We start from the raw sequence: 24589 nt of genomic DNA, 5'->3' as shown, positions 1-24589 counted from the left end.
CCTTTGTATTAGAGGGTGTGATCAACTGTTAGGTGGCATGGAAGTGGCTATGCGTGATCGCAAATGTCGTAATGCATGAGGTTTGCGATCGCCCCTTTTCAGTTGTCGTTCCTCTCTAGATCGTGGCAAGATCTCAGGACTACCGTTCTGTTCTCATACCGTTTCGTTCTTATATGGAAAACTGGCTAGTCACTGACAACGGCACCTGTACCAATTTCGGCAACATCGAGACCGAACATCCAAAACGAACCTATCGGATGTATCGCTTCTTGACAGAGATGGAAGATATTTTAGAGCGCGAACCTGACGATGCTAAGCGAGTTCAAGCCATTATCCCACTAGTGCGTAAGCTACTAATTAGCTCTTACTGGCTACAGATGGAGTACAAAGAGCCAAGCGAAAAAACTGGCTGGGCGGTGAATTTTCTCTATCGAGAGCATGAATATCCTTTGACAGTGCAGATGGTGACATGGGCACCGGGTACGAAATCTACTATTCACAACCATGCCACTTGGGGAATCGTGGCAATGGTTGGTGGACAGGAGAAAAACACGTTTTGGAAGCAAGACGACTCAAACGCCAAAGCTATTTCAAAAGTGGGCGAACAAGTTCTCTATCCAGGTGACATTATTGGCTTTACAGGCAATGCGGTTCATCAAGTGGCTCCTCTAGGAGAAGAGCCTACTGTTTCATTCAACTTATATGGCATCACCGATCGCAGCCGTCGATATAAATATGACGAGCAGACACTCGAGGCTTCTAAGTTCTAGAGATTGGTACCTTAGGGGTCTGTATAGGGTCTAAGAGTCTGTAGAGGACTGTTTAGACTAACAGTTGCGAAGCAGGGCTAAGGTAAACCCTAGACGTGTTCAAACCATCAAAGTTTGAATAGCAAAAGGGTTGAATAGCAAAAGTTTGATAGCAGATGTTCTAGTTAGCAGGCACTTGCCATTTGCATGCGCACAAGTCCAAGCTCTTGCAAATAGGCACCTGAAAGATCGGCCTCTCTCCAATTGTGCTGGTCGAGGTCGACGCGGCGAAGATCGGCTTGGGCAAACCTAGCATGATGCAAATGAGCCTGAGTAAAGTCTGCGCCTGCTAGCTGTGCCCACCTAAAGTTACTGTTTTCTAAGCTGGCTTCGCGGAAGTTGGTAGCGGTTAAATCGGCCCGCTGGAAGCTAGCGCCTCGTAGACGAGCTTCACTAAAGTCTACGCCGCTAAGAGACATCCCATCGAAGTTTAGACCATTCAAGGAAGCCTGGGTAAGGTTGGTGCCGGTGAAGATGGTTTGGGCGATCGCGCCCCCAATTAGCCGCACGCCTTTCATTCCTGTCCAAGCTAGATTCGCGGTCGAAAGGTCTGCGTTACGTAAGTTAGCACCTGTCAGAGCTACCCCGCTTAGGTTGGCCCCAGTCAGCTTGGCATCGCGTAGGTTAATGTGGCTCATGTTAGCACCGCTGGCGCTAACCTCAGTTAGATCTGAACGAACACAAAACGCGCCTTGCAAATTGGCTTTTGTTAATGTGGCGTGCGAGAGACAGGCGTCGCTGAGCTTAGCAAATTGTAAGTTGGTCTGGCTGAGATTGGCGCGTGTAAAGTTGGCGTTTGTTAGAAAAGTGCGGCTAAAGTTAGCACCGCTTAGATCTGAATTAGAAAAGTCGACGCCTACCAGGATGCGAGAACTAAAATCTATCCCTACTAAAGATAGACCTATAAAGTCTCGAAAACCCTCTTCGTAGAGACGTAGAACATCATGTAGTTGCATAAGCTATATAGAATCAGCAAACCGAAGCCTCGGATGAAGATTCAGTCTAATTATTAAGATAATCTTTAAAGTAGTGGCTAATCTCTATGCTTATGCATGTTTACATAGCCACTTAAAACTTAAAGAATGCCCTTGAATCTTTAAACAGCTAGTTTGGCTATGCCTAGAAGATCCATCGCTACATAGTAAACTTTCCATACTCTCATGACTAGAAAATTACTTTTTACGCTGCTGTGGTTAGGATTTAGCCTCTATGCTTTCACCTTGGCACCTCCTTTCCAGCCGGGTACTTTCGATCAGATCATTCGGCTTGTTTCTGGCCAGTGGGAAGGGCTTAATCCCTCTGTCGTTGCTCTATTTAATCTGATGGGCGTTTGGCCAATGATCTACGCTTGTCTAGCGCTAATCGATGGTACGACTCAAAAGATCCCAGCCTGGCCTTTCGTTCTAGTAAGCTTTGGGGTCGGTGCTTTCGCGATATTGCCCTACCTGGCTTTGCGCGAATCTCATGTGACGTTTGACGGGCCAAAAACGGTTGTGCTCAAGCTGGTTGATTCCGTTTGGACCGGGCGGGCGATCGCACTCGCTAGCATTATCTTACTGGTCTACGGTATTACCAGTGGCGACTGGAGCGATTTTGCTAGGCAGTGGCAAACCAGTCAGTTCATCCATGTCATGAGCCTAGACTTTTGTATGCTGTGTGCCATCGTCTGGCCGCTACTCAAAGACGATATGGCCAAGCGAAACCTCACCAGCCCTGCGCTTTTCTGGAGCGCTACACTAATTCCCCTACTGGGGATTGCTTTCTATCTATCTATCCGCCCACCGCTAGAAACAGCGGAAAGCGCCAGCCTACAGTCCCCGTCAATAACCTAGCAGCCACACATATACTTCATACTCACCTTTCCTCTATGCTCAGTCAATGGCAGTGCATCCGTCAAAACATCGGTACCTGGTATGGATCTTTCACCAAATTCTCTGCTGAGGGTGAACTGCTCAAAGATACGCCTAGCGTTTTGACCTTAGAGGAAACCGAGCTGGACAAAACCATGCAGCTCGTATTAGAGAGAACGCCGCCTGGTGGTACAACCGATGTCACCACTCGATCTTTCTCTGCACCGGGACCTGCCCCTTACATCTCCTTTTTTGAAAGCGGCGCATTCACACAAGGTTCGGCGCAGTGGACAGCTTTTGCTCAGTTCGGCGCTGAGATGAGTTTAAAAGTAGGCGATCGTCGGGCGCGGTTTGTAATCATGTACAAGAGCAGCGTGGATGGCAGTGCTCAGCTAAATTACGTTGTGCTTATTCGAGAAACTCAAACAGAAGATGCACAGTTTACTGAACCGGCAATGACACCAGCGCAAATAGCAGGTAGCTGGACAGGTAGGCTATCAGCGCTGTCTGCTTCAATGGAACCCGTGGCAACAGGCTTGAGTAGATGGAATTTTGATCAATCGTCCGGAAGCTATTCTCTCCGATGCGAAGACGCCTTTGGGAAGATCTCTGCAGACCAAGCTATTGAAGAGCAGACTAGGGAGCTGTTTTTAACTGGAGAGCAGGCTTCTTCAAAGAGTGTTGTTCTATTAACAGGAAACCTAGACTACAGACTAATTCTTTTGCCTAATGGTACCTATTGTCTAGTACCTGATGCCATCAAGAAAGCTGTAGAGTTTCGAGTGGAAGTCGGGTGGCTAAGCGGTAGCGGTAGGCGATCACGCCTTATTCGCTACTATGACGACCAGGGCGTATGGACTCACTCAGCGCTCATAGAAGATTACAAAGATGAATAGAATGGCTAAGCCAGAACCCTAGCCCAGAGGTCATCGCTAGTGCGCAAAGCTAAGTCAGTCTCTCGATTGCGTTACTTAGAAACTGTTTGACAAACTCCTCTTTTCTGTTGAGCTGGTACTGCTGCTCGACGACGGCTTGGACGCCGCCATCGCCCCAATCCTGATTTGCCCGAAAGTAAGTTATGAAGCTCTTGCCTGCGATGTGGGTTAGATACGCAGCGCTGACTCCTTGTAGTAGTTTGCTTGCTACTGCCGTTGCTAAATTTGCTTGTAAGCCTACTGCCAGCAGTTTCATAGCGCCTTTAGTCAGGCTTAATCCTGCCATTGTCTTCGCGAGCGATAGGGCTAACGTTTTACTCTCTTCTATGCTGATGTCTATACCATAGACTCTGCCGATTTCTATTACCATCTGCGCGTTGACAGCAGCGGTTGCAAGCATATCGATGACCGGTAAGGGGGTCGCCGCCAAAACGCCTGCGCCTACCCACTGATATCGTTCCACAATCTTCTGCGCCTGCTGCTGACGCTGCGTATCTAGTAGTGCTTGGGCTTCTTCGCTGATTTTTTGGGATTGAAGTAATAAGTTGGTGGCAATAAGATCTGTGCTTTCAGTGTTCCAAATATCAAAGATACGGCTAATAAGCGCTGCTACGTCTGGTTCTACCTGTACTTGAGAGCCATCATCTAGAACAAGAGAGGAAGGGTTAGCTGCGATTGCAACTACATCTTCGCTGTTCAAAAGTCCATGGGTTCTCTCATGCAGCCGCTGTAGGATCTGTTCTTTTTCTGTTGGCAAGTAGCGATCGCTTTTATTCAATACCAGCAGTGATCGCTTACCCATTCTCATCAGCATTTCTAGCGGCTCATATTCTGCTCGGTGCAGATCGTTATCAACCACAAACAACAATAGATCTGCCTTTGCGGCCAGCCGCTTTGCCTCGTTCGCTCGTGCCTCACCTTGCTCCCCAAACTCCAAAAGCCCTGGCGTATCGACGAGCAGTAGTTCTCGATCTTTTTTGTTTCCTAGCTGATTTCCTGCGGATTCGGCGGGTATCGCTATACGGTAGCTGGTTCCTGCTTGAGTCGTCCCGATTGTGGCGGCTACCTCACCAGCAATTTCTCCCATGAGCGCGTTCACGAGTGCCGTTTTCCCAGTTGAGCCTAGGCCAAACACCACAATCTGAAATGTCCGCTGGGCTAGGCGTTGTGCTAGCTCATCAGATCGTGCTGCTAGTGCCTGCCGCGAAATCTCATCTTCTACCTGCTCTACTTGCTGACGGGCTGCTTGCAAGCTGATTGTGGCCACTGCGTCTAGCTCTGTAGGTAGCACGATCTTACGTCTACGTTTTGGCCGAAGGAACAGCCAGCTATAGCGAGCAAGCACTGCCAAAGCTGCTAGTAGCGCCAGTAATACTATCCCCAAGACCAGTTGGGCTAGTAAAGGGGAAACGACCGCAACCGCAGCATATAGCTGAGCGAGTGATCCTACTGTGGTTAGTAGCAGAATTAGACCAATGAGAACTGCGATCGCAGCTAGTAAACTATAGGACCGATGCATAAAACCAACGCATAGATAAAACGCATCCTTTCTCTATTCCAACCCTAGATCATTTTCATCGAAAGGATTCACTAAACACGGATACAACTCAAAGCGGATACTAGAAAGTATTCCTCCGCTGCTCTGGCGTTGATTGATCTAAAACTTAGGCAGGTGACTCAGGTAGGTAGATAGACAGGGCGCCGCCTATTGAGATGAGCACCATCCCCGTAACCGATAAAATATTGGGCACTTCGCTGAAAAATAGCCAGCCGATAATAGCGGCAAATATGACACTAGTGTATTGAAAAACGCCAATCTGGTGAGGTTCGGCGTATCGGTAGGCCTGTACAAGTAATAGCTGAAAGCTGAGAAACGATCCAGCAGCGGCAGCTACAATTTCAAGTGTTTCGAGAGTAAGCGGTCGCCACTGCCAGATAGCAACGGGGGCGATGAGTATAGAGCCGATCAGCAAATAGTATAGGGTCAGACCTGTGGGTGACTGAGTTTGGCTAAGGTAGCGGACAATTAAAAATTCGATGGCAGCTGATACCCCCGCACCAAGTCCTAGTAAGTTTGCCGGGTTAGAAAGCAGGTCTGCGCTGGGTTGAACAACAAGCAGTAAGCCAATAAAGCCAAGCGCGATCGCACCCCACAGCTTTCTAGAAATATCTTTGCCTAGCACCAGTACCCCGATCACAGGAATAAACACAGGCGTCGTATTTAGCAGCACGTTGGCATTGATCAAACTACCTAGCCCGGCAGCCCAAATAAAGAGGTAGAATCCGCCTAGTCCAAACACTGCCCTAAGCAGATAGTAGGGCAGCACTTCCCGGTTCCATCCAGCAGAAAAGTTGCGACCTCCTTTAGCGATCTCTATTGGCAGTAGCACAGCAAATGCTATCACTATGAGTAGCCATAAGAATTGACCTGGCTCGATAGCGGCCTGAGCAGTTTTGCCTAGCGCACCTTGAATCGTATTGGCTAAAAAACCGGCCGTGATTAAGAGCGCACCTAACGGCAGTGAGTCTGCTTGGTCTAGATCTGTATTCGCTTCGCTAAGGCTGTGCGCTTGGCTAAGGCCATTAGTTAGGTTGTCGGGTGATGTTGGCGATGGCTTTGAGGTCATATTCTGATGAAACAAGGGTCCAATTATCCAAGCGTCCAATCATTCTGACATTGGTGGATACGCAAAGGCTGCATACTAAATGAGTAGACGTTGTGAAAACGAGGGATGATGAGAGCGTTAAGGTTGCTGTGCTTAGTCTGTTTGCTGCTATCAACTAGCTATTTGACAGGCTGTAGTACGCTGGCGCAGGTGCCACCTGACCAAGCTATTCGACTGGCAATCACACAGCAACTCAGTCAGACTCAGCAGGCGATCGCTAATGATTTAGGCTTGATAGAGGACGCGGACAGTGACAGCTTGCAACCCAACTTCAAGCTTGAAAAAGTCATCGTCAGCAGCCGAGAGAAGGTAGGCAACTTTGAGAGTGCTAAACATCGAGGTATTCAAGACGTCTACCGAGTTCGCGGCAGTTTTGAAGCGAAACTAACACACCCAATAGCCCAGCAGTCTCAGACTCAAAGCCCTTTTGATCTGTATCTAGGGACAAACCCGACTGAGGCTGATGGCCCAGAAACATGGTTCTTGCTGGATACGAAAGAGGAACAAAAGAGAAATAATTGAAGCATACCAACTCAAAGTCAGCTAGACACCAGCTAGACGGATTTGTAGGCAAAGTTAAGCGTTGCCCACTGAGAAACATCTAACAGGTAGTCACTTGTTTCACTGCCAGTGCTCAAGTCAGAAAGCATCGCTTTGACAACCTCTAACGGATTTGGCAGGGGGCTGATTCGCTGCCCTCGGCTATTGAGCGCACTACGTAAAAGACTGTCTGTTTCAGTCAGCGGACGGGCGCTAAATACAGCATAAGTTTCTACAGGGCCGGCTGGGTTTTCGACTGCCCAATCTAGATTGTCTGTAGGAATAAAAACTGAGCTACCTGGAGCGATGCTTGCCGGTACAGAAGAAAGTGTGCCTTCTGGGATATTCTCTTCGTCAATGTCAACAGCAATATTTCTCTCATTCGCTGCTGGATAAAAAATAGATAGCCGCTCTCTAGGATCGACATTGATTAGGGTGTAGTAAAGAGGAACGCTGTCTTCATTAAATAGCTGATAGCGAACGCGGCTGCCAACGGGAACAGTGGGAATAAACCCTTCTATCGAGCTGTCATTATCCTGAGATGCTTGGAAGGTCTGGCGAGCGACGAGCAGCTTGTTTTGCTTTGGCTCAACCTGTTCTAGAACAACCCGCACTGATAACTTAGATGTGGATCTATTCCCTGTTAGCCGTAATAGCTTGAGTGCAGCTAGCGATCGCAACTTCGGGGCTAGGCGATTGATGGCAGGCTTGATGGCTTCCTCTTGTTGAGCGAGCGTACCGGAGATAGGCGATCGCGTTACCGAAAACAATCCGTACCCTCGCGCATTAGAAATATCAGCCGGCTGGTCTAAAACAGGGCTTTCTATATCAGCACCTGAGTCGCTCTGGGCCATTTCGAGCTGGGCTTGCTGTCTAACTAGCTGGGTAGGATATAAGCTTGCCGTCAGCGACTCATTATCGTCAGCAATCGGCTTAGCCAGTAAACAGTCAGCGGGTAGATCGGTAGCGGAAGTCGAGCTGATAAAGGATAGGGCTGATAGCGCGCTAGTCGCATCGACTCGTTCAATTCGCTCTAAGCGGCTATCTAGTGCAACAACTAGGTTGATATCCTTTGGAAGTACCCGGATTGCCTCAAAAGCTAGCTGCCCAGGCTGCAGTGCACCACCGATTTTTGCATCTTCAGTAAGCTGAGCTTTACCAGAAAGTGCGTTGTGCGATCGCATTTTTAATCGGTGCCCTTGACAGGTCATCACCGAATCTGAACCTAGATACTCTAGTACTCTAGGCGGCAGTCCACCTAGCCATAGAGTGGCTGTTTTACCATCGCTGCTCACCTCTGTAACGACTGCGCTGGCGCGGGTCTGCTCGATTAGGGAGGTGTAGTAGATAGGAGTTGCTTGAATAGGACCACTCGCGATTGGCTGTTGATTGCTGCCGCCCCAGCGCACTAGGGTTTCTTGTGAGCGAGCAAGTACTCTTTTGGTCATCACGGGTGCGGGCGCCGACCACAGATACTGCGTCATCACATAGGTAAACGCACCTGCATTGAAATCATGCCATCGACGCTCAAGTACGACCTCATCAATAGCACCGCCCCTAATCAACATGCCTGGGAAATCGTCGCTTTCTTTCATCAGTCGCTGGTCGGCAAGCAGCGGGAACGAAGCCGGCCTCTGGCCTGTTGGAATTTCGGAGCGGGTACGCGATCGCAGTCCGCCAGAAAGCGGCACGTTCATATCGACGAACCCAGCGTCAATCACAGTTGTCACATTCTTCGTCTTCAGCAAACGCAGCAGCGTTTTTAACTCTACTTCAGAAATATCGTTCAAGGTTGGACGCTCTGGGGTTGGCAGCAGTCCGTCTACCGGCACTAGCGTTCTTTGCAGCACGGTCTCACTAGTCGATAGCTCACCAGTCGATAACTCTGGCGCTCTATCTTCTATTCGCACCTGTGAACCATGGCCACTGAAATGGACAACAACCACATCGCCAGACTCAACTTGACGATAGAGATGATTTACAAAAGCTTGATAGATTCCCTCACGGGTTGCCTGCGCGTCTGTCAGCGATACGATATCTTCTGGTAGAAAGCCGAATCGGTGAATCAGTAGCTCCCTTTGCAAAGCTACGTCATTCTGGGCACCAAATAGTTTGCCATCGTCTGACTGTCCTGACGGTACCGTAGACGATGGATAGTCGTTGATTCCAATCAATAGCGCCAGCTTTCGCGCTCCAGATCGTCCCAGCGCTTCGCCGTATGCTTTTGCTTTTTCTGGTACTGCTAGCTCTACTGCTAGCTCACCTAACAGCTCGGTGAGACCTAGAGCTGCAAGCGCCACGCCCGTTTGTCTAAAGAACGAACGACGACTCAAACCCTGACGATTAGTCACCTTTGGATTTGTACGCACACCCATAGACTCTCACCCGCTGTCTTTTTCTCTAAACTACTCTAAGCGTTAAAGACGCCTGAGGACAGCTCTAAGCCTTCATTGCCTTGATTAGCTCTGCGGCAACTTCAGGGCGAGAGAATTCTGGGGGTGGCTGCTTGCCTTCGCGCAGCATTGCTCGCACTTTGGTACCCGAGAGGTGAATTCGCTCTTCTGGCTTCGCTGGGCTAGTTTTGGTAGTGGCCATGGTAGTCGTTCTAGTGCAGTAGAAAGCATGCTCGAACTTCATAGGTGTAATGCCTAGTTCACCAGGCTCAAACTCATCAAAAATAGCCTGAGCATCATAAGTGCCATAGTAGTCACCAACACCCGCATGGTCGCGACCCACAATAAAGTGAGTACAGCCGTAATTCTTACGGATCAGCGCGTGAAAAATCGCTTCGCGTGGCCCGGCATAGCGCATTGCCGAGGGGTTGATTGCTAGGATGACGCGATCTTGGGGGAAGTAGTTCTCCATCATGATCTCATAGCAACGCATCCGCACATCTGCGGGGATATCATCGCTTTTCGTCGCGCCGACTAGTGGGTGCAAAAACAGGCCGTCTACCGTTTCTAGGGCACACTTCTGAATATACTCGTGGGCTCTGTGGATAGGATTGCGAGTTTGGAAGCCTACAACTGTCTTCCAGCCGCGCTCACGGAACTGCTTACGAGATTCTGCTGGATCGATTTGATAGTTAGGGAAAAGCGGATGGGGATCTCGCTCTAGTAACCACACGTCACCCGCTAGATTGATTTCACCTTGGTCATAGACAACTTTTACGCCAGGGTGTGCGTCTTCATCAGTGCGATAGACGTTAATTGCTTCTTTCTTCTTATCGTAGCTGTACTTTTCGCTAAGTTCTAGAACACCAATAAAGCGGCCATTCTCGTCGTCTAGGCGAACTAGCGAACCGATTTCTAAAGGATTTGCGATCGCTTCACTAACAGAGAGCGTCACTGGCACGGACCAGGGTAGGCCACTGGCTAAGCGCATATCAGTCACAACGGGCTCATAGTCAGCTTGTGACATAAAGCCAGTGATGGGACTAAATCCACCAATAGCAATCATGACTAGATCAGAAGCTGCTCGCTTGTCCAAAGTCACTCGAGGTAAGCTGTCTGCTTTGCTCAAGAACTTTTCTTTCTGCTCAGCGCTGGCCAACCGATTTACTAGCGTGCCACCGTGGGGTGCAATACCATCTTTCATTTCAGTCAAGGGGTCTTTCCTCCTCTAAGTCTGCGTCTTTGTCTACGTCTTCCATCCATAGATATTTCTATTCGAAGATGTTTCTACAGCCGTTGAGAGCCGCGATTGCTTTACAGTTACCCGGTAGTTGTTTAGTAATCGCGACTGCCAAACAACTACCAGGCAACAGCTACTTTTCAACTGTATCGTCAACTGGCATCGAAGTTTGTATCATCAGAGCATGTCGGCTCGATAATACCTCCTCCAAGTACCCGTCCCTTACTGTCGTACCAGACAGCAGCTTGCCCTGGGGTAACTCCAAACTGAGGTTCATCAAAAATTATTCTGACTCTATCGGTTCCGTCCACGCGGCAAGTAGGAATAACGGTTGCTTGTACTGCCTGCGATCGATAGCGGATCTGTACCTCTACAGAAATCGGACTAGTAGGCGGTGCGATTGAAACCCAGTTTACCCGATGAACTATACATCCGTGGGAGGTCACACTATCGCGCTCACCGACAACCACCTGATTGCGGCCTACGTCCAAGCTAACAACATATAAGGGATTAGGCGCGGCAATGCCTAGTCCCCTACGCTGACCAATCGTGTAATGATGAATTCCTTCATGCTGCCCCAGCACCTGTCCGCTTGTGGTGACAATGTCTCCTGGCTTCGGAGCTAGAAACTTATCTAGAAAAGTCTTCATAGAGCCATGCTGCTCAACTAGGCAAAGATCCTGGCTCTCAGGCTTTTCAGCAGTGTGTAGGCCTAGGCTAGCAGCGATTTTACGAGTTTCTGACTTGGTGGTATCGCCTAGGGGAAACTGGCTAGCGGCTAAGTGTGTTTGACTCAAGTCGTAGAGAAAATAGGACTGATCTTTATTCCTATCGACCGCTCGCCGCAGCTCGTATCGGCCAGTCTCCAAATTATGGGTAATACGAGCATAGTGACCAGTGGCAATATAGTCTGCGCCCATTTCGTTCACAGCGTAGTCCAGCATTGGGCCAAACTTTACTGTGCTATTACATTGCGAGCAGGGGAGAGGCGTCACCCCACGAGAGTAGCCTTCTACTAGGTAGTTGACGATGTACTTTTCAAAGACCTCACGTGAGTCAACTACGTTGTAGGCAATACCAAGGTGATCACAAAGCTTAGCTGCGTCAGTCATTCCTTCTGAGCAGCATTGACCTTTGCCTTTCATCAGCCAAAGGGTGAGCCCTATGACCTCATGACCCTGATTATGTAGAGTGGCTGCGGCAACGGAGCTATCTACCCCGCCAGATAATCCGACGACAATTTTGCTCATGGAACGGCTCACGAAAGCAGAAGTAAAACACCCCCATAGGCTAGCACTCAAGGCCCATACATTCACAGCCTGTAGGTGTTTACAGCACAAACGGAGCCTCAGAAGGTGGCGTATAGCCTTCTGATTCAAGCTCATCGATGATCTCTTGAGCGATGCCCATTCCCCAACGCTGACCGACTAATGAGCTATCTTGCACAACCAGCGGCATTTTTTCAATGACTGCTTGGCCGACTGGGGTGCGGTAGAAGTCGATGATGGCATTTATCTCGGTCAAGGTGAAATGCCGCGCATAGATAGGAACAATTAGCTGATTGAGTTCTTCGTAGTCAAATTTATCGATGAACCGATCCCACCACTCCTCTGGAATATCAGGCATAAGCTGTCTAAATTGATCGATCGTAGTCTCCACGATCTGAAAAGTGAGGGCTCCGGTATCAGTTATCTCCAGCAGTTCCTCAATAGCTGTCACCATTTCTACCGAGATCTGATCAGAGGATGCTTCTGCTTCGACAACTTCGGTTTCTAGGATATCTGTAGTTTGAGCTAGCTCTATGGCTGCTAGTGCCCTACTGCCCGTGTCAAGTTCTGATGCTATTGAAGGTGCTGCTGAGAGAAAAGGTGCTAGCAAACAGGACAGCGCCGCTGAAATTGCTGTTGTCGGAGGCGGGGAAAATTTCATGACGATTGTTCTATTTTTTTAATTATTACATAGTGACTAAAGCAACATCAAAGCTGAATCTATATGCACCGCAATAGAAAGTCCGAGTGTTTCAACTAAAGTGTTTTAACTAAAGTGTGAAAAGTATAAGACGTAAGATGTCAGAAAATAATTGGCAGGGCCTACTATAAGGATCTCTGTAGCAACCTGAAAAAACAGCCAGGGAATTCTCATGCTGTATTCAGACTGACTTTGTCTAAGTTCCTTACAGTAAAGCCATGAGAGAGAGAACACCTTACGAGTGAACTGTCTTTTACTACTCTTTAATTCAAAAGGTACACAACATCATGGAAAACAAGGCTAACGATACTCAAATTGATTCAGCGATTTCAGACGAGCAGCTCGAAGAAGTGGCAGGTGGTAATAGCATTCAGAAACGTCGCCTAGAGCAACTCAATACTCATGACTCTAGCAAAAGTATTGACAACGTTCAAAAAACTCGCTTAGAGCAACTAGATGAGCACGATTCTAGTAAGTAGAATGCTTACTGTTTGATCTAAGGTCTGTCTTGTAAGACAGACCTTAGCCGTAAATAAAAATCAAGACCAGCTAGGTTCTCACCTGGTTTAGTACGGATCTAAACCAGGTGATTTTTTGTCATCATAATGAAGTTCAGCATTCAGCTGCGGTGGCTGAAGCAGTGCAGTAACATAGCTTGCATGATCTCTGTTTGCTATTGAATGCTGCTGACACTTTCTACCACTCATCAACCGGCTACCGACTTAGGTTACTTATTACACAAACATCCCAATCGGGTTCAAACCTTTGCATTAGGATTCGGGAAAGTTCATGTTTTTTACCCGGAGGTGAGCGCTGAGCGCTGTACGGCAGCGCTTTTGCTAGACATTGATCCGGTCGGGCTAGTTAGAGGAAAGACCACTTGGCAGGCAGGAGCAACCGGTCAGTACGTGAATGATCGACCCTATGTGGCGTCCTCTTTTTTGAGTGTGGCGATCGCGAAGGTATTTTCTACTGCGCTATCTGGTCGCTGCAAAGATCGCCCCAATTTAGTTGACACACCCATTCCTTTGACCATCACGCTGCCAGTGCTGCCGTGTCGTGGCGGAGAGACTTTTTTCAGAGACCTTTTTGAGCCGCTAGGGTACAAGCTGACTGCCGAGCCGCTAGCGCTAGACGAGAACTTTCCTAACTGGGGAGATAGCCGCTATCTATCGGTCACGCTTAGCCACACAGTTCGCTTGTCCGATTTGCTCAGCCACCTCTACGTGCTGATTCCAGTGATGGACGAAGACAAACACTATTGGTTTGGGGACGATGAAGTCGATAAGCTACTGCGCCACGGTGAAGGCTGGCTAAACAACCACCCGTACAAAGAACAGATCACTCAGCGCTATCTCAAGAGAATACGTAAGCTAGCAGAAGTGGCGATCGCGCAGCTAATGGAAGGCGAAGATCCAGATGCTGAGGCCGAACTGACCGCTCAGAAATGGCAAAAGCTAGCGGCGAAGAAACCTGTGACCCTAAATCAGCAGCGGATGGCGGCGGTTGGTGCTGTTCTAAAATCTCACAATGCAAAGAGAGTGATTGATCTAGGCTGCGGTGAAGGTGCCCTGCTAAAGGTGCTGTGGGAAGACAGATTTTTTGAGCGAATAATGGGCGTCGATGTTTCTTTTCGGGCGCTAGAAACCGCAAAAAAGCGGCTAAGTATCGAACAGATTCCTCTACATCAAAGAGAGAGACTTCAGCTAATGCAAGGCGCTTTGACCTATCGAGATGAGCGCCTGATCGGCTATGACGCGGCGGCGGTCATTGAAGTGATTGAGCACATGGACTTAAGTCGGCTTTCGACCTTTGAACAAGTGCTTTTTCAGTTTACTCAGCCGCCATTGGTCGTTATTACCACGCCTAACATCGAGTTTAATGTTCTATTTCCAACGCTAGAACAAGGACATTTTCGTCATCAAGATCATCGATTTGAATGGACACGAAAGCAGTTTCAAGCTTGGGCGGAGCGAGTGGGTAAACAATTTGGCTATGACGTGGAATTTCAGAGCATTGGCTTCGAGTCTCCAGAGGTAGGATCGCCTAGTCAAATGGGCATCTTCACCCGACAGGAAAGCCAAGAGAGCCAGGAGGCGCGCAGATGAAGCTTACAATCCCAGAACTCTCTCTTGTTATTTTGATTGGCGCGTCGGGGGCGGGCAAATCGACCTTTGCTCGTAAGCATTTTGCCAAGACAGAGATTTTGTCATCTGATCACTTTCGCGGAGTGGTTTCTGATGATGAGACTGACCAGTCTGCAACAAAAGATGCTTTTGATGTCCTTCACTACATCCTTGCAAAGCGACTAAAGTCAGGTAAGCTAACGGTGATTGATGCAACTAACGTGCAAAGAGGGGCACGGCGCTCTTTGCTAAAGCTAGCAAAGGAATATCATTTCTTTTCAGAGGCAATTGTCTTCAATCTTCCAGCTACTATCTGCCACAAGCGTAATCAGAAGCGCCCTGATCGGCAATTCGGTTCGCACGTTGTCAACAACCACACAAGGGCTTTAAGGCGATCGCTCAAAGGTCTAAAGCAAGAAGGTTTTCGCTATGTCTACAAACTCAATTCTTTAGAGGAGATCAATTCAGTTGAGATTGAAAGGCAGCCACTTTGGAACAATCGCAAACACGACCATGGGCCCTTCGATATTATTGGCGATGTGCATGGTTGCTGCGATGAAGTCGAACAGCTACTTGAGAAACTAGGCTATCGAGAGCAGGCAGTGAGCGCTAACCCAAACTCTTTTTGGAACTTCCCAACCTATACCCATCCAGAAGGCAGAAAAGCTTTGTTTCTAGGAGACTTAGTTGACCGCGGGCCGCGTATCTTAGACACGTTGAAGCTAGTACGCAATATGATTGCAGTGGGCTCGGGCATGTGCATCTTAGGCAACCATGAGCACAAGCTGATCCAAAAGCTGGCGGGCAAGAACGTGAAGGTAACTTACGGACTAGCGGAGACTTTATCTGAGATTGAATCTTTAGAAGAAGAAAGACGCGATCAGGATATTGAGGAAATCCAATCATTCCTCAAGTCTCTCATTAGCCACTATGTCTTAGATGATGGGAAATTAGTGGTTGCTCATGCTGGATTGCGAGAAGAATTGCAGGGTCGTGGTTCTGGCTATGTACGCAGCTTTGCTTTGTACGGAGAGACTACCGGCGAAACAGATGAATTCGGTTTGCCGATTCGTCGCAACTGGGCAACAGACTATCGGGGCAGCGCCATGGTTGTTCATGGACATACGCCTGTTGCTACTGCCGAGTGGCTGAACAATACGATCGATATCGACACAGGGTGTGTCTACGGCTTACGGCTCACGGCTTTGCGCTACCCTGAAAAAGAGCTAGTCGACGTAGAAGCAGCCAGGGTTTATCGCGAACCCAACCGGCCAATAGAAGCGCTGAAGGCAGACAATGACATTGGACTAAATGCTAGGGCTGGTAGCGGACTGACTACTCAGCAGGCCCATGATACAGTACTCGATATTGCTGATGTCTTGGGCAAGCGTGTTATCCAAACTCGGCTATATAAGAAGATTACGATTCGAGAAGAGAATGCGATCGCGGCGCTAGAAGTGATGAGTCGATTCGCCGCCAATCCCAAATGGCTAATTTACTTACCGCCAACAATGTCTCCTGTTGCGACTTCTAAGCTGCCCGGTCTGCTAGAGCATCCCGCCGAAGCCTTTGATTATTATCGCCAGCAGGGCGTGGGCACTGTGATGTGTGAAGAAAAGCACATGGGCTCTAGAGTCGTTGTGATTGTCTGCCGCGATCAGGCTGTGGTCAAACGGCGGTTTGCAATCGATGATGAAGGCATAGGGATTTGTTACACCCGCACCGGACGGCGGTTCTTTGACGACTCGGCGATAGAGACAGGGTTAATCAACAGAATTCACCAAGCTCTGAATGTGGCAAAGTTTTGGGAGACCTTTTCGACCGATTGGGTTTGTCTTGACTGTGAGCTGATGCCTTGGTCTGCAAAAGCGCAGGGACTGTTAAAGCAACAATACGCTTCGGTAGGCGCTGCAGCAAAACAAGGACTAACTGCTGCTGTCAGCGCCTTGGAGCAAGCAGCCACACGGTCTACAGATGTATCGGACCTACTTTCTCGTTATCGCCAGAGAGCAGCGCTAGCGCAACAATATGTAGAGGCTTACCGTCACTACTGTTGGCCGGTAGATACGCTTGATGATTTCAAGCTAGCGCCTTTTCATATCCTAGCAACTGAAGGGAAAGTATATGCTAATCAAACTCACGAGTGGCATATGCAACAGATCGATAGAATTGCCCAAGCTGATTTGGGATTGCTGTTGTCAACTCGCCATCAGATAGTTGATTTAGACAGCGATGCTAGCTGTACAGAGGGTATTCGCTGGTGGGAGAGGCTGAGCGCTGCGGGTGGTGAAGGGATGGTCATCAAGCCCATGGACTTTGTTCATCGCGGCTCAAAAGGATTCACTCAGCCTGCGGTAAAATGCCGCGGGGTAGAGTACCTAAGAATTATCTACGGGCCTGAGTATTCTCTGCTAGAAAATCTAAGTCGACTAAAAAATCGAGGACTAAACCGCAAGCGATCGCTCGCACTACGTGAATTTTCACTCGGGATTGAATCATTGGAACGGTTTATCAGCAGAGCCCCTCTGCGAGAAGTTCACGCGTGTGTCTTTGGTATTCTGGCTCTAGAAAGCGAACCTGTCGATCCAAGACTCTAGCGCATCAGCTCTCTAGCGCGTTAGTCCTCAAAGATTTCCTGATAAGGCGTTTTATTACTTTCTGTTAGCTGCTTTGAAATTTGAAAGGTAGGGTTTTCTTTCATTGAATCATAGGCAGCATACCCTAAGGGCAACAGGGTGAAGAACCCTAAGGTGATGCTTCCAGCTACACATAGGCCTTTGACTGCTTTTGAAGCGCTTAGCGCTTCAATGTACTTACCTTTTCTATAAAGGTCTTTTACCTGGGCAGCTTGAATAAAGGCAGGAACCCCGAAAGGTGGAAATAGCATCAGGGCTGAAAACGCTGCTTGCCAGTTGCTAGGAGGACAAGGTAGACCCTTATATAGATCGTATGTTTGGTTCCACTCGGCGCGTCTTACCCCTTCCACATGGCCAATCAAGTGAAAATGGCTAACTCCCGCAAGCTGCATAGGTACTATCTGTTCACGGATGAGATCGGGCAGCGTGTAATAGTTGATACCTGTGCCAACAGCTCGGTAGACATGAATGCTGAGCTGAGAGCCACTGTGTTGAACCTTGATAGATAAATTTCTGAGCGCAAAGGAGGCTGCTAGCAAATCGCTCAGTTCGCCATCATAAGCAGCCTGCTGACTATTGACTAGCTTTTGCTTAGCTTCTTCTAAGGTGAAATCGTTGCAGATAGCCAGTTCCCAGTCGGCGGTGGCACCTACTATATCGCCTAGGTGATGACGTAAATTGCCTCTATGAAGGTATGCTCTAGCAAAAGTTGGGTCGGCGGCAATCGCCCTGTCTAGATCAGATAGCGCCTCTGCGTGTTTCTTCTGTCCAAGATAAACTAGCGCTCTTTGGTAATAGGGTTCTGGGTAGCGAGGCCAGTAGGCGATTGCCGCCGACCAGTCCGCTAGGGCGCCCGCCGTATCGTCCGATAGCTGTCGCAGTTGACCTCTGTAGTGATACGCCTGCGCCAAAGGAATATTTAACGGAGCTTCTAAAGGTGGGGACAAGTCTATCTGAGGCGATACTTTAGAATAGCTAAGTGCTTCACCGATGACTGCTTCAAAGTCGGCGATCGCACCTTCAGTTTCACCTTGCTGAAGCTGGCTAATTCCCCTCATCACCTGAGCTTGTATGCTCGGCGCGAATCCCTTCTCTATTGCAAGGGTAAATGCCGATACCGCTTTACCATAGGACTGATGCCGTAGATGGGTTACCCCTTGTCGGTATACCAGCTTTGCCATTTGCTGTTGATATACAGATTTAAGTGATAGTGCCATGCAAGTTCTCTAAGTGTCTAAGAATGGTAACGCCGGGTACTGATCTAAAGTTGTATGGCTAATAACACTGCTTTAGGTATTAATTTAGTCATCGATTAGTCACCGATCGTACTTGATATTTCTAGCCTAGCGACCTTTCCCTAGAACGCAATCGGCGCTAAGACCGAAGCTTAAAGCTACAAAGCAGACACCCGAATTTACGTATTTTTATTGAGCGAATGTGCTCCAAGTATCGTTCCTTAGAAACATGTGCGTGGGTTTAGAAACCTATGTGTAAATATGCAAAAGACATCCATGCAGTTCGTAGAAATCGCCTGAGACATCGCGCTATGCTTAGCTTGGCCAGATTTGCTATGTCCAGATTTGCTATGTACTTTACCCTGTGTGAATGGTTGTGGGTTTAACCTCTGAATTACCCATTGTAGAAGTTAGCGGCCTAACCAAACGATTTGGGAAAGTGACGGTTTTACAAGGAATCGATTTATCGGCCTATCGAGGCACCGTGTTGGGAGTGCTAGGGCCTAATGGTGCCGGGAAGACTACGGCGATCAACTGTCTGACTACGCTGCTAGTACCCGACGGCGGGCGGGCGACCATCGCTGGATACGATGTCGTGAAACAACCGGAAGCGGTGCGATCGCTCATAAGCTTAACCGGGCAGTTCGCCGCAGTAGATGAGGCCCTAACTGCTAGAGAAAACCTAGTATTATTCGGTCGGCTGCTCAGACTCTCATCGGGCGCTGCCAAACGACGTACCCAAGAACTTTTGGTTCAGTTTGACCTAGTAGAAGCTGCCGACAGGCAAGTCAAGACTTTTTCGGGTGGCATGAGACGACGCCTAGATTTGGCGGCTAGCATTGTTGTACTTCCCCTTGTTCTCTTCTTAGATGAACCGACAACCGGACTTGATCCGCGCAGCCGTCAGCAGCTTTGGGCAGTAGTAAAAGATTTAAAGGCTCAAGGAATCACGATCATCTTGACAACGCAGTATCTAGAAGAAGCTGATGCCCTCGCCGATCAAATTGTTGTGATCGATCATGGGCAAGTGATTGCAGAAGGAACCGTTGACGAGCTGAAAGACCGGGTCGGGGGTAAGTTTTGCGAGCTGCGTCTGGCGAACCTAGCCGACGTGCCCAAAGTGAAGAAGTTACTCTTTGATATTGGAGATATGGTTACTGGCGAGATGGGAAATGGACCGCTGGCGATCGCTGCTCCCAAAGGGGCTAACACACTGACCGAGATTGTGTTGCGATTGGAGGAGGCCGGAATTGCGATCGCCGATATTTCCCTTCGCCGTCCTAGCCTAGATGATGTCTTTTTCAAGCTAACGGGCCACACTACTCAAGACTAATCTATGTTTCACCTGGCAAACTTCAGCATGATACCGCTAGAGCTAGGGAGACAAGTTAGCGTTTGCATGCGTCTATAGCCATCCGGTATAAAAAGCGAAAAGCTGCACTAGCGGTCGAACTAACCCGAACAAGGAGAAATAGAATAGGGTTAGCAATGCTCTAATGCGTGGTTACAGCGATGGATAAGGCGTTTGTTCGAGAGACTGCGGCTGTTGATAAAGTTGAGCAGATAGCCGAGCTCAAAGCGTTCATCCGTAAGGAACGAGATGCGCGTCAGGTGAAGAAGGCGCTGGCGGTCAAACTGTTGTACGAAGGGCACGGCTATCAAGGCGTCGTCGATGTTCTGAATGTATCGCTCGGCGCTATCAGCGAATGGAAGCAGTTGTACGAAGCGTCCGGGCTAGCTGGGTTTGTTCCCCAGCACAAGGGCAAGAAGAGCTTTCTAAGTGGTGCTGAGAAAGCAGCGGTGCTGGCTTGGCTAGGTAGCAAACGTATCTGGACGCTCGGCGAGCTAGAGAGTCATCTGGCAGAAGACTACGATGTGGTCTATGCCTCGAAACAGAGCTACTACGACCTGTTCGAGTCAGCGGGTATCACCTGGAAGAAGACAAGCAAAGTCAACCCGAAGGGCGATGCTGAGGCGGTGGCGGCAAAAAAGCCGACATCGAGCGCTGCTTGGCGCACTACCGAGACGAGATAGGGCGTGGGCAGCTCAGAGTGCTGTTCATGGATGAATGTCACCTGATGAGTGCTGACCTGGAAGGCTACGTTTGGGGTACTAGAGGTCAGCGCGTCGAGGTGCCGATTGTGAACGAACGCGACCGGCAAACTTACTACGGTGCGCTCGACTTGCTGAGCAAGCGCGTGTTGTTTGGGGCTTACGGCGCTGGCAACACGGCTAACACCATCGCCTACTTGCGGTACTTACAAGTGCAGTTCCCACAGCAAAGACTACTGTTGCTATGGGATGGGGCGAGCTACCATAGAGCTCATGAGATTCGAGACTTCCTAGCACGGACCAACGACGGCCTACCAGCGTCGCAGTGGCCGATTCACTGCATTCAGTTTGCGCCCAACGACCCGACTCAGAATCCGATTGAAGATGTTTGGCTACAGGCAAAGAACAGTGTGCGACGATTGGCAGGACTGAAGCCATCATTCAAAGGCGTCAAGTTCTTGTTCGAGCAATTCTTGTCGCTGGAAGTCTTCGACTTTCCCAAGATGCACATGTACGGCTCGTTTTCACAAATCATCTAGGATGGCTATATATCCATAACTGATCCATAACTGACAATAGAGGTCCTACAGCCCTTGGACAAATAGCCACAAACCAGCTAGCCACACCGAATAGCCACGAACCAAATAGTCACAGTGGGAGGATGCTTGTTAGTCTAGTCTACTAATGCGGAGCGTGGCCTTATGAATCTAGAGAGTGATATAGACCTGCTGGCACAACAGATGATTGCTCAGCGGCACGAGAGCGGATGGCGCAGGGCGATTACAGATAGCTGGTTGATTACTAGGCGAAATTTGATTCGGCTAAAGCGCAATCCCATCGTGATTGTGGCGATCGCAATCTTTCCGACTGTCTTTCTAGCAGGCTTCTGGATCATCGGCCAAAAGCTCATGGCTCGCCAAGGCATCGACTACATTCAATATCTCGTTCCCATTATCAACATTCAGGTCCTTTTCTTTGCTGGCTTAGGATCATCTATCATGCTTGCAAAAGACATAGAAACCGGTATGATGAACCGCTGCCGGGTAATGCCTATTTCAAGAGTTGCGGTGGTGGCTGGTCTGGTGATGGCGTACATGGTGCGAGCCATTCTCGCGACGATCATCCTGTTCTTAGTTGCCTATGGCTTTGGTTTTCGCTTTTACGGCAGTCTGTTTGCCTGGATTGGCTATTTCACCCTCATCGTTACCTTCACTGCCACCTGCATCACTGGCTATAGTATTTTGGCGCTCAAGCTGCGCGAACCCACACTAGTAGACGCTGTTTCTATTATTCCGTATACGCCTTTGCTGCTTTTGAGCAATGGATTTAGCCCTACTGAAAACTTTCCTAGCTGGCTTCAGCCTTTTGTACGCTATCAGCCAGTTAGCATCACGGGCGATGCGCTACGAGCGCTTTCGAGTGGAGAGAGTACAAGTTTCCTTTTGTTCATCGCTAGTATGGTTTGGTTGCTAGGTCTATTGCTCGCTTTAGGTGCTTGGTCTATTCGGCTTTATAACAGGCTTTCTTAAGCTTCAGTTGTCCTTATCTAATGCCGATACTCTCAGGTAGCTACAACAATATGACTAATCAACTACCATCACTAGATACTGGGGCGATCGCCGCCATGGTTGCCGCTCGCCGTGAAGGTGGCCTACGCAGAACAGCTCATGACATCGCTATGGTCGCTTGGCGAAACATCCTCATAGAAATTCGTAGTCCAGCCTCAATTCTAGTATCGACTGCCTTCCCAATTTCTCTTCTGTTCGTTTTTACCGCTAGCTTTGCTAGAGTTGTCTCGCCGAATGGAAGCTTCAGTAGTTACGCTCAGTTCTTACTTCCTTTTATCATCGTTCAAGGGTTGTTGTTTAACACAGTGAACCTTAGCAACCTTTTCTACGAAGATCTCGATAGTGGAATAGATATGCGGTTGCGGGCTATGCCAATTGCTCGCTTTGCCGCCGTTGGTGGACGACTGCTTGCTTCTGGCGGGCGGCTTTTGTTTCAAACAACAGGAATTGTGCTAGCTGCTCATCTAATTGGCTTTCGCTTTCAAGGAAATTTATTGAGCGTGCTGGGCTTCCTACTGCTGCCGATAATCTTTGCACTATCGGTCTCTCTATTTGGTTTTTATGTCGCTATCGGAGCAAAATCAGCCGAGGCTGTCTCCGCTGCGATCAATCCCTGGGTGCTGCCGTTAACGTTTATGAGTATTGGCTATGTGCCCAAAGAAGGTTTTCCAGACTGGGCCCAACCGATCGTCACTCATAACCCTGTTTCTATCGTTTCTGGCGCGATGAGAGCACTTTCTTTTGGGGAACCCGCTTTCCGCTCGGTTGGTATCGTCTTGTTGTGGAGTTTGTTTTTGATACTAATCTTAGGGCCATTGACAGTCAGAGCATATAGAAAAAGACTATGATCAGCTGTAGCTAGATACTACTCTTCCTCAGCCGACTTCACCTCTACTGAACTCTACTATGTCAACTTCTGAGCATTACGACGTTATCATCATCGGAACTGGCGCAGGTGGCGGTACATTAGCTCATCGCCTGGCACCTAGCGGCAGAAAAATTCTAGTTCTAGAGCGAGGTGCTTTTCTACCCAAAGAAAAAGATAACTGGAATACCACCGCCGTCTTTCGCGACGGTAAGTATCAAACGAACGAAGTATGGGCGGATAAGGAAGGTAACGATGTTAGGCCAGGCGTGAGCTACTGGGTAGGAGGGAATACAAAGTTTTATGGGGGAGCGCTGTTTAGGCTACGAGAAAAAGACTTCGAGGAAGTGAAGCTCAGTGAGGGGGTTTCTCCAGCTTGGCCGTTGAAGTATCAAGACTTTGAAGCCTATTACGATGAAGCTGAGGCTCTCTATCAGGTACATGGTAAGCAAGGACTCGATCCAACAGAACCGCCACGCAGCCATGACTATCCTTTTCCGCCAGTGAGTCATGAGCCTCGGATTGCCGGACTTGATAAAGCGTTTCAAGAAAAGGGACTAAAGCCGTTCTATCTGCCGCTATCGATTAAGCTCAACGAAAAGGATATGTTCTTGAGCAAGTGTATTCGCTGTAATACCTGCGATGGATTTCCTTGCTTTATCGATGCCAAATCTGATGCAGATGTTAACTGCGTTCGCCCGACTATGGGAAAAGAAAATGTGCATTTAATTACAGAAGCAAAGGTAAATAGGCTGCGTACGAGCGCTTCTGGGCAGGAAATCACAGGTGTTGAAGCAGAAGTTGAGGGAGAAGAACGAATCTTCTCTGGGGATGTTGTTGTTGTTGCCTGCGGTGCGGTAAATTCTGCGGTTCTGTTGCTAAATTCAGCTAACGAGCAGCACCCGAATGGATTGGCGAATAGCTCCGATCAGGTAGGTCGAAACTTCATGAAGCATTTGGCAGCAGCTATTGTTGGCCTGACTTTAAAGGAGAATCAAAGCGTTTTTCAAAAGACGCTGGCAATCAATGACTATTACTGGGGTGAGCCAGGTTTTGAGTATCCAATGGGCCACGTGCAATTGCTAGGCAAGGTGAACCACCGCATGCTGGCGCTAGATGTACCAAAGATTGCACCGACGCTAGCGCTGCGGCTCGCGGCAAGACGCACTGTTGACTGGTGGCTAACCGGAGAAGACGCGCCCGAGCCTCGCAATCGCGTAATGGTAAAGAATGGCAAGATTACGCTGAACTATACGCCGAACAACATGAAGGCGTTCAAGCGCCTAATTAAGCGCTGGATCTCTGTGGTCCGCGAAGTCGATAACCGGGGAAGTGTACTGCCGCTTTCTTGGTACTTTAGTAAAATTTTGCCGATTGGCGCGATCGCTCATCAAGTCGGCACCTGTCGCTTTGGCACCGATCCGGCTACCTCAGTGCTAGATCTCAACTGCAAAGCTCACGACATTGACAATCTCTACGTCGTCGATGGCAGCTTCTTTCCCTCTAGCGCCGCTGTCAATCCCTCACTGACGATCATGGCTAATGCAATGCGCGTAGGCGACCACCTTATCGAGCGGCTAGCAGGATAGGGTAGAAGCGACTTTCAACATAGAGTCATCGACATACTGTCATCGATACAGGTCATTGCTACAGAACCATTGACACAGAATCTCGAAGAGGAGGAGACTTCCTACCGCCTGAAGAAA

Annotated in this window: 20 protein-coding genes; 12 read left to right on the top strand and 8 right to left on the bottom strand. The window is 48.9% G+C overall.

Translation table 11 applies throughout. From position 1 onward, the window contains the following. Positions 1-122 precede the first annotated feature (122 nt). The gene (locus S7335_RS11890) at positions 123-770 is read left to right on the top strand and encodes a cupin (RefSeq protein ID WP_227499988.1); all 648 of its coding nucleotides are present in this window, start codon (positions 123-125) and stop codon (positions 768-770) included. A 164-nt stretch (positions 771-934) separates the two neighbouring features. Here the strand turns inward: S7335_RS11890 and S7335_RS11885 are convergent, their stop codons facing one another. Next, entirely contained in the window at positions 935-1765 is an 831-nt protein-coding gene (locus S7335_RS11885; protein ID WP_006456526.1) for a pentapeptide repeat-containing protein, read from the bottom strand. Positions 1766-1969: 204 nt separating this feature from the next. On the opposite strand from S7335_RS11885, the gene S7335_RS11880 reads away from it, so the two are divergent. Both S7335_RS11880 and S7335_RS11875 read left to right on the top strand, forming a co-directional pair. Beyond that, the gene (locus S7335_RS11880) at positions 1970-2641 is read left to right on the top strand and encodes a hypothetical protein (RefSeq protein WP_006457506.1); all 672 of its coding nucleotides are present in this window, start codon (positions 1970-1972) and stop codon (positions 2639-2641) included. A gap of 35 nt (positions 2642-2676) precedes the next feature. Further along, positions 2677-3555, top strand: a complete 879-nt coding sequence (locus tag S7335_RS11875) for a DUF3598 family protein (RefSeq protein ID WP_006456385.1) — start codon at positions 2677-2679, stop codon at positions 3553-3555. A gap of 49 nt (positions 3556-3604) precedes the next feature. On the opposite strand, the gene S7335_RS11870 is transcribed toward S7335_RS11875, so the two are convergent. Continuing rightward, complete coding sequence (locus S7335_RS11870; RefSeq protein ID WP_006456047.1) at positions 3605-5113, bottom strand: GTP-binding protein; 1509 nt, start codon at positions 5111-5113, stop codon at positions 3605-3607. A gap of 145 nt (positions 5114-5258) precedes the next feature. Continuing rightward, complete coding sequence (locus S7335_RS11865) at positions 5259-6221, bottom strand: DMT family transporter (protein ID WP_038016153.1); 963 nt, start codon at positions 6219-6221, stop codon at positions 5259-5261. Positions 6222-6329: 108 nt separating this feature from the next. Between S7335_RS11865 and S7335_RS11860 the strand changes: the two genes are divergently transcribed. Beyond that, entirely contained in the window at positions 6330-6782 is a 453-nt protein-coding gene (locus S7335_RS11860; RefSeq protein ID WP_227499987.1) for a hypothetical protein, read from the top strand. 32 nt (positions 6783-6814) lie between these two features. Here the strand turns inward: S7335_RS11860 and S7335_RS11855 are convergent, their stop codons facing one another. From S7335_RS11855 to S7335_RS11840, 4 genes are all read right to left on the bottom strand, one after another. Next, positions 6815-9175: a caspase family protein gene (locus tag S7335_RS11855; RefSeq protein ID WP_006457254.1), complete on the bottom strand. Its 2361-nt coding sequence runs from the start codon at positions 9173-9175 to the stop codon at positions 6815-6817. Between the two features lie 64 nt (positions 9176-9239). Further along, positions 9240-10397: a sulfate adenylyltransferase gene (sat, locus tag S7335_RS11850; RefSeq protein WP_050765843.1), complete on the bottom strand. Its 1158-nt coding sequence runs from the start codon at positions 10395-10397 to the stop codon at positions 9240-9242. 188 nt (positions 10398-10585) lie between these two features. Next, the gene (mnmA, locus tag S7335_RS11845) at positions 10586-11683 is read right to left on the bottom strand and encodes a tRNA 2-thiouridine(34) synthase MnmA (RefSeq protein ID WP_006455202.1); all 1098 of its coding nucleotides are present in this window, start codon (positions 11681-11683) and stop codon (positions 10586-10588) included. A 79-nt stretch (positions 11684-11762) separates the two neighbouring features. After that, complete coding sequence (locus S7335_RS11840; protein ID WP_038016149.1) at positions 11763-12362, bottom strand: DUF2059 domain-containing protein; 600 nt, start codon at positions 12360-12362, stop codon at positions 11763-11765. 326 nt (positions 12363-12688) lie between these two features. On the opposite strand from S7335_RS11840, the gene S7335_RS11835 reads away from it, so the two are divergent. From S7335_RS11835 to S7335_RS11825, 3 genes are all read left to right on the top strand, one after another. Next, complete coding sequence (locus tag S7335_RS11835; protein ID WP_006455124.1) at positions 12689-12880, top strand: hypothetical protein; 192 nt, start codon at positions 12689-12691, stop codon at positions 12878-12880. 201 nt (positions 12881-13081) lie between these two features. Beyond that, the gene (locus tag S7335_RS11830) at positions 13082-14509 is read left to right on the top strand and encodes a 3' terminal RNA ribose 2'-O-methyltransferase Hen1 (RefSeq protein ID WP_006454489.1); all 1428 of its coding nucleotides are present in this window, start codon (positions 13082-13084) and stop codon (positions 14507-14509) included. Then, on the top strand, positions 14506-17124 hold the full coding sequence (locus tag S7335_RS11825; RefSeq protein ID WP_006456504.1) for a polynucleotide kinase-phosphatase: 2619 nt from the start codon (positions 14506-14508) through the stop codon (positions 17122-17124). The genes S7335_RS11830 and S7335_RS11825 overlap by 4 nt, the downstream gene beginning before the upstream one ends. 20 nt (positions 17125-17144) lie before the next feature. Here the strand turns inward: S7335_RS11825 and S7335_RS11820 are convergent, their stop codons facing one another. Beyond that, positions 17145-18380 (bottom strand): CD225/dispanin family protein, encoded by a 1236-nt coding sequence (locus S7335_RS11820; protein ID WP_006455988.1) that lies wholly within the window; start codon positions 18378-18380, stop codon positions 17145-17147. A 388-nt stretch (positions 18381-18768) separates the two neighbouring features. Here S7335_RS11820 and S7335_RS11815 point away from each other — a divergent pair, with 388 nt between their 5' ends. The 5 genes from S7335_RS11815 to S7335_RS11790 all read left to right on the top strand — a co-directional run bounded on the left by S7335_RS11815 (position 18769) and on the right by S7335_RS11790 (position 24472). Beyond that, positions 18769-19731, top strand: coding sequence for a daunorubicin resistance protein DrrA family ABC transporter ATP-binding protein (locus tag S7335_RS11815; RefSeq protein ID WP_006454645.1), 963 nt, complete (start codon positions 18769-18771; stop codon positions 19729-19731). Between the two features lie 179 nt (positions 19732-19910). Continuing rightward, a protein-coding gene (locus S7335_RS29490; protein WP_369791677.1) for an IS630 family transposase occupies positions 19911-20989 on the top strand; the annotation gives its coding sequence in 2 pieces (ribosomal slippage) (positions 19911-20382 and positions 20382-20989; 1080 coding nt in all). 162 nt (positions 20990-21151) lie between these two features. Continuing rightward, positions 21152-21979 carry an ABC transporter permease gene (locus S7335_RS11800; protein WP_006454702.1) on the top strand — a complete coding sequence of 276 codons (828 nt, stop codon included), beginning with the start codon at positions 21152-21154 and terminating at the stop codon, positions 21977-21979. A gap of 50 nt (positions 21980-22029) precedes the next feature. Then, a complete protein-coding gene (locus S7335_RS11795; protein ID WP_038016146.1) occupies positions 22030-22866 on the top strand; it encodes an ABC transporter permease in 837 nt (278 codons plus the stop codon). Positions 22867-22924: 58 nt separating this feature from the next. Then, the gene (locus S7335_RS11790) at positions 22925-24472 is read left to right on the top strand and encodes a GMC oxidoreductase (RefSeq protein ID WP_006455279.1); all 1548 of its coding nucleotides are present in this window, start codon (positions 22925-22927) and stop codon (positions 24470-24472) included. Positions 24473-24589 lie beyond the last annotated feature (117 nt).

The organism is Synechococcus sp. PCC 7335 (genome assembly GCF_000155595.1).
Taxonomy (GTDB): domain Bacteria; phylum Cyanobacteriota; class Cyanobacteriia; order Phormidesmidales; family Phormidesmidaceae; genus Phormidesmis.
Note: the sequence above shows the minus strand (reverse complement) of the source record. Positions and strands in the feature narration are given on the sequence as shown.

What these genes read in the sequence shown, in the direction of transcription:
- S7335_RS11885 (WP_006456526.1), bottom strand. Translation starts at nt 1,765, where the DNA reads ATGCAACTACATGATGTTCTACGTCTCTACGAAGAGGGTTTTCGAGAC.
- S7335_RS11880 (WP_006457506.1), top strand. Translation starts at nt 1,970, where the DNA reads ATGACTAGAAAATTACTTTTTACGCTGCTGTGGTTAGGATTTAGCCTC.
- S7335_RS11875 (WP_006456385.1), top strand. Translation starts at nt 2,677, where the DNA reads ATGCTCAGTCAATGGCAGTGCATCCGTCAAAACATCGGTACCTGGTAT.
- S7335_RS11870 (WP_006456047.1), bottom strand. Translation starts at nt 5,113, where the DNA reads ATGCATCGGTCCTATAGTTTACTAGCTGCGATCGCAGTTCTCATTGGT.
- S7335_RS11865 (WP_038016153.1), bottom strand. Translation starts at nt 6,221, where the DNA reads ATGACCTCAAAGCCATCGCCAACATCACCCGACAACCTAACTAATGGC.
- S7335_RS11860 (WP_227499987.1), top strand. Translation starts at nt 6,330, where the DNA reads ATGAGAGCGTTAAGGTTGCTGTGCTTAGTCTGTTTGCTGCTATCAACT.
- S7335_RS11855 (WP_006457254.1), bottom strand. Translation starts at nt 9,175, where the DNA reads ATGGGTGTGCGTACAAATCCAAAGGTGACTAATCGTCAGGGTTTGAGT.
- sat (WP_050765843.1), bottom strand. Translation starts at nt 10,397, where the DNA reads ATGAAAGATGGTATTGCACCCCACGGTGGCACGCTAGTAAATCGGTTG.
- mnmA (WP_006455202.1), bottom strand. Translation starts at nt 11,683, where the DNA reads ATGAGCAAAATTGTCGTCGGATTATCTGGCGGGGTAGATAGCTCCGTT.
- S7335_RS11840 (WP_038016149.1), bottom strand. Translation starts at nt 12,362, where the DNA reads ATGAAATTTTCCCCGCCTCCGACAACAGCAATTTCAGCGGCGCTGTCC.
- S7335_RS11835 (WP_006455124.1), top strand. Translation starts at nt 12,689, where the DNA reads ATGGAAAACAAGGCTAACGATACTCAAATTGATTCAGCGATTTCAGAC.
- S7335_RS11830 (WP_006454489.1), top strand. Translation starts at nt 13,082, where the DNA reads ATGCTGCTGACACTTTCTACCACTCATCAACCGGCTACCGACTTAGGT.
- S7335_RS11825 (WP_006456504.1), top strand. Translation starts at nt 14,506, where the DNA reads ATGAAGCTTACAATCCCAGAACTCTCTCTTGTTATTTTGATTGGCGCG.
- S7335_RS11820 (WP_006455988.1), bottom strand. Translation starts at nt 18,380, where the DNA reads ATGGCACTATCACTTAAATCTGTATATCAACAGCAAATGGCAAAGCTG.
- S7335_RS11815 (WP_006454645.1), top strand. Translation starts at nt 18,769, where the DNA reads ATGGTTGTGGGTTTAACCTCTGAATTACCCATTGTAGAAGTTAGCGGC.
- S7335_RS11800 (WP_006454702.1), top strand. Translation starts at nt 21,152, where the DNA reads ATGAATCTAGAGAGTGATATAGACCTGCTGGCACAACAGATGATTGCT.
- S7335_RS11795 (WP_038016146.1), top strand. Translation starts at nt 22,030, where the DNA reads ATGACTAATCAACTACCATCACTAGATACTGGGGCGATCGCCGCCATG.
- S7335_RS11790 (WP_006455279.1), top strand. Translation starts at nt 22,925, where the DNA reads ATGTCAACTTCTGAGCATTACGACGTTATCATCATCGGAACTGGCGCA.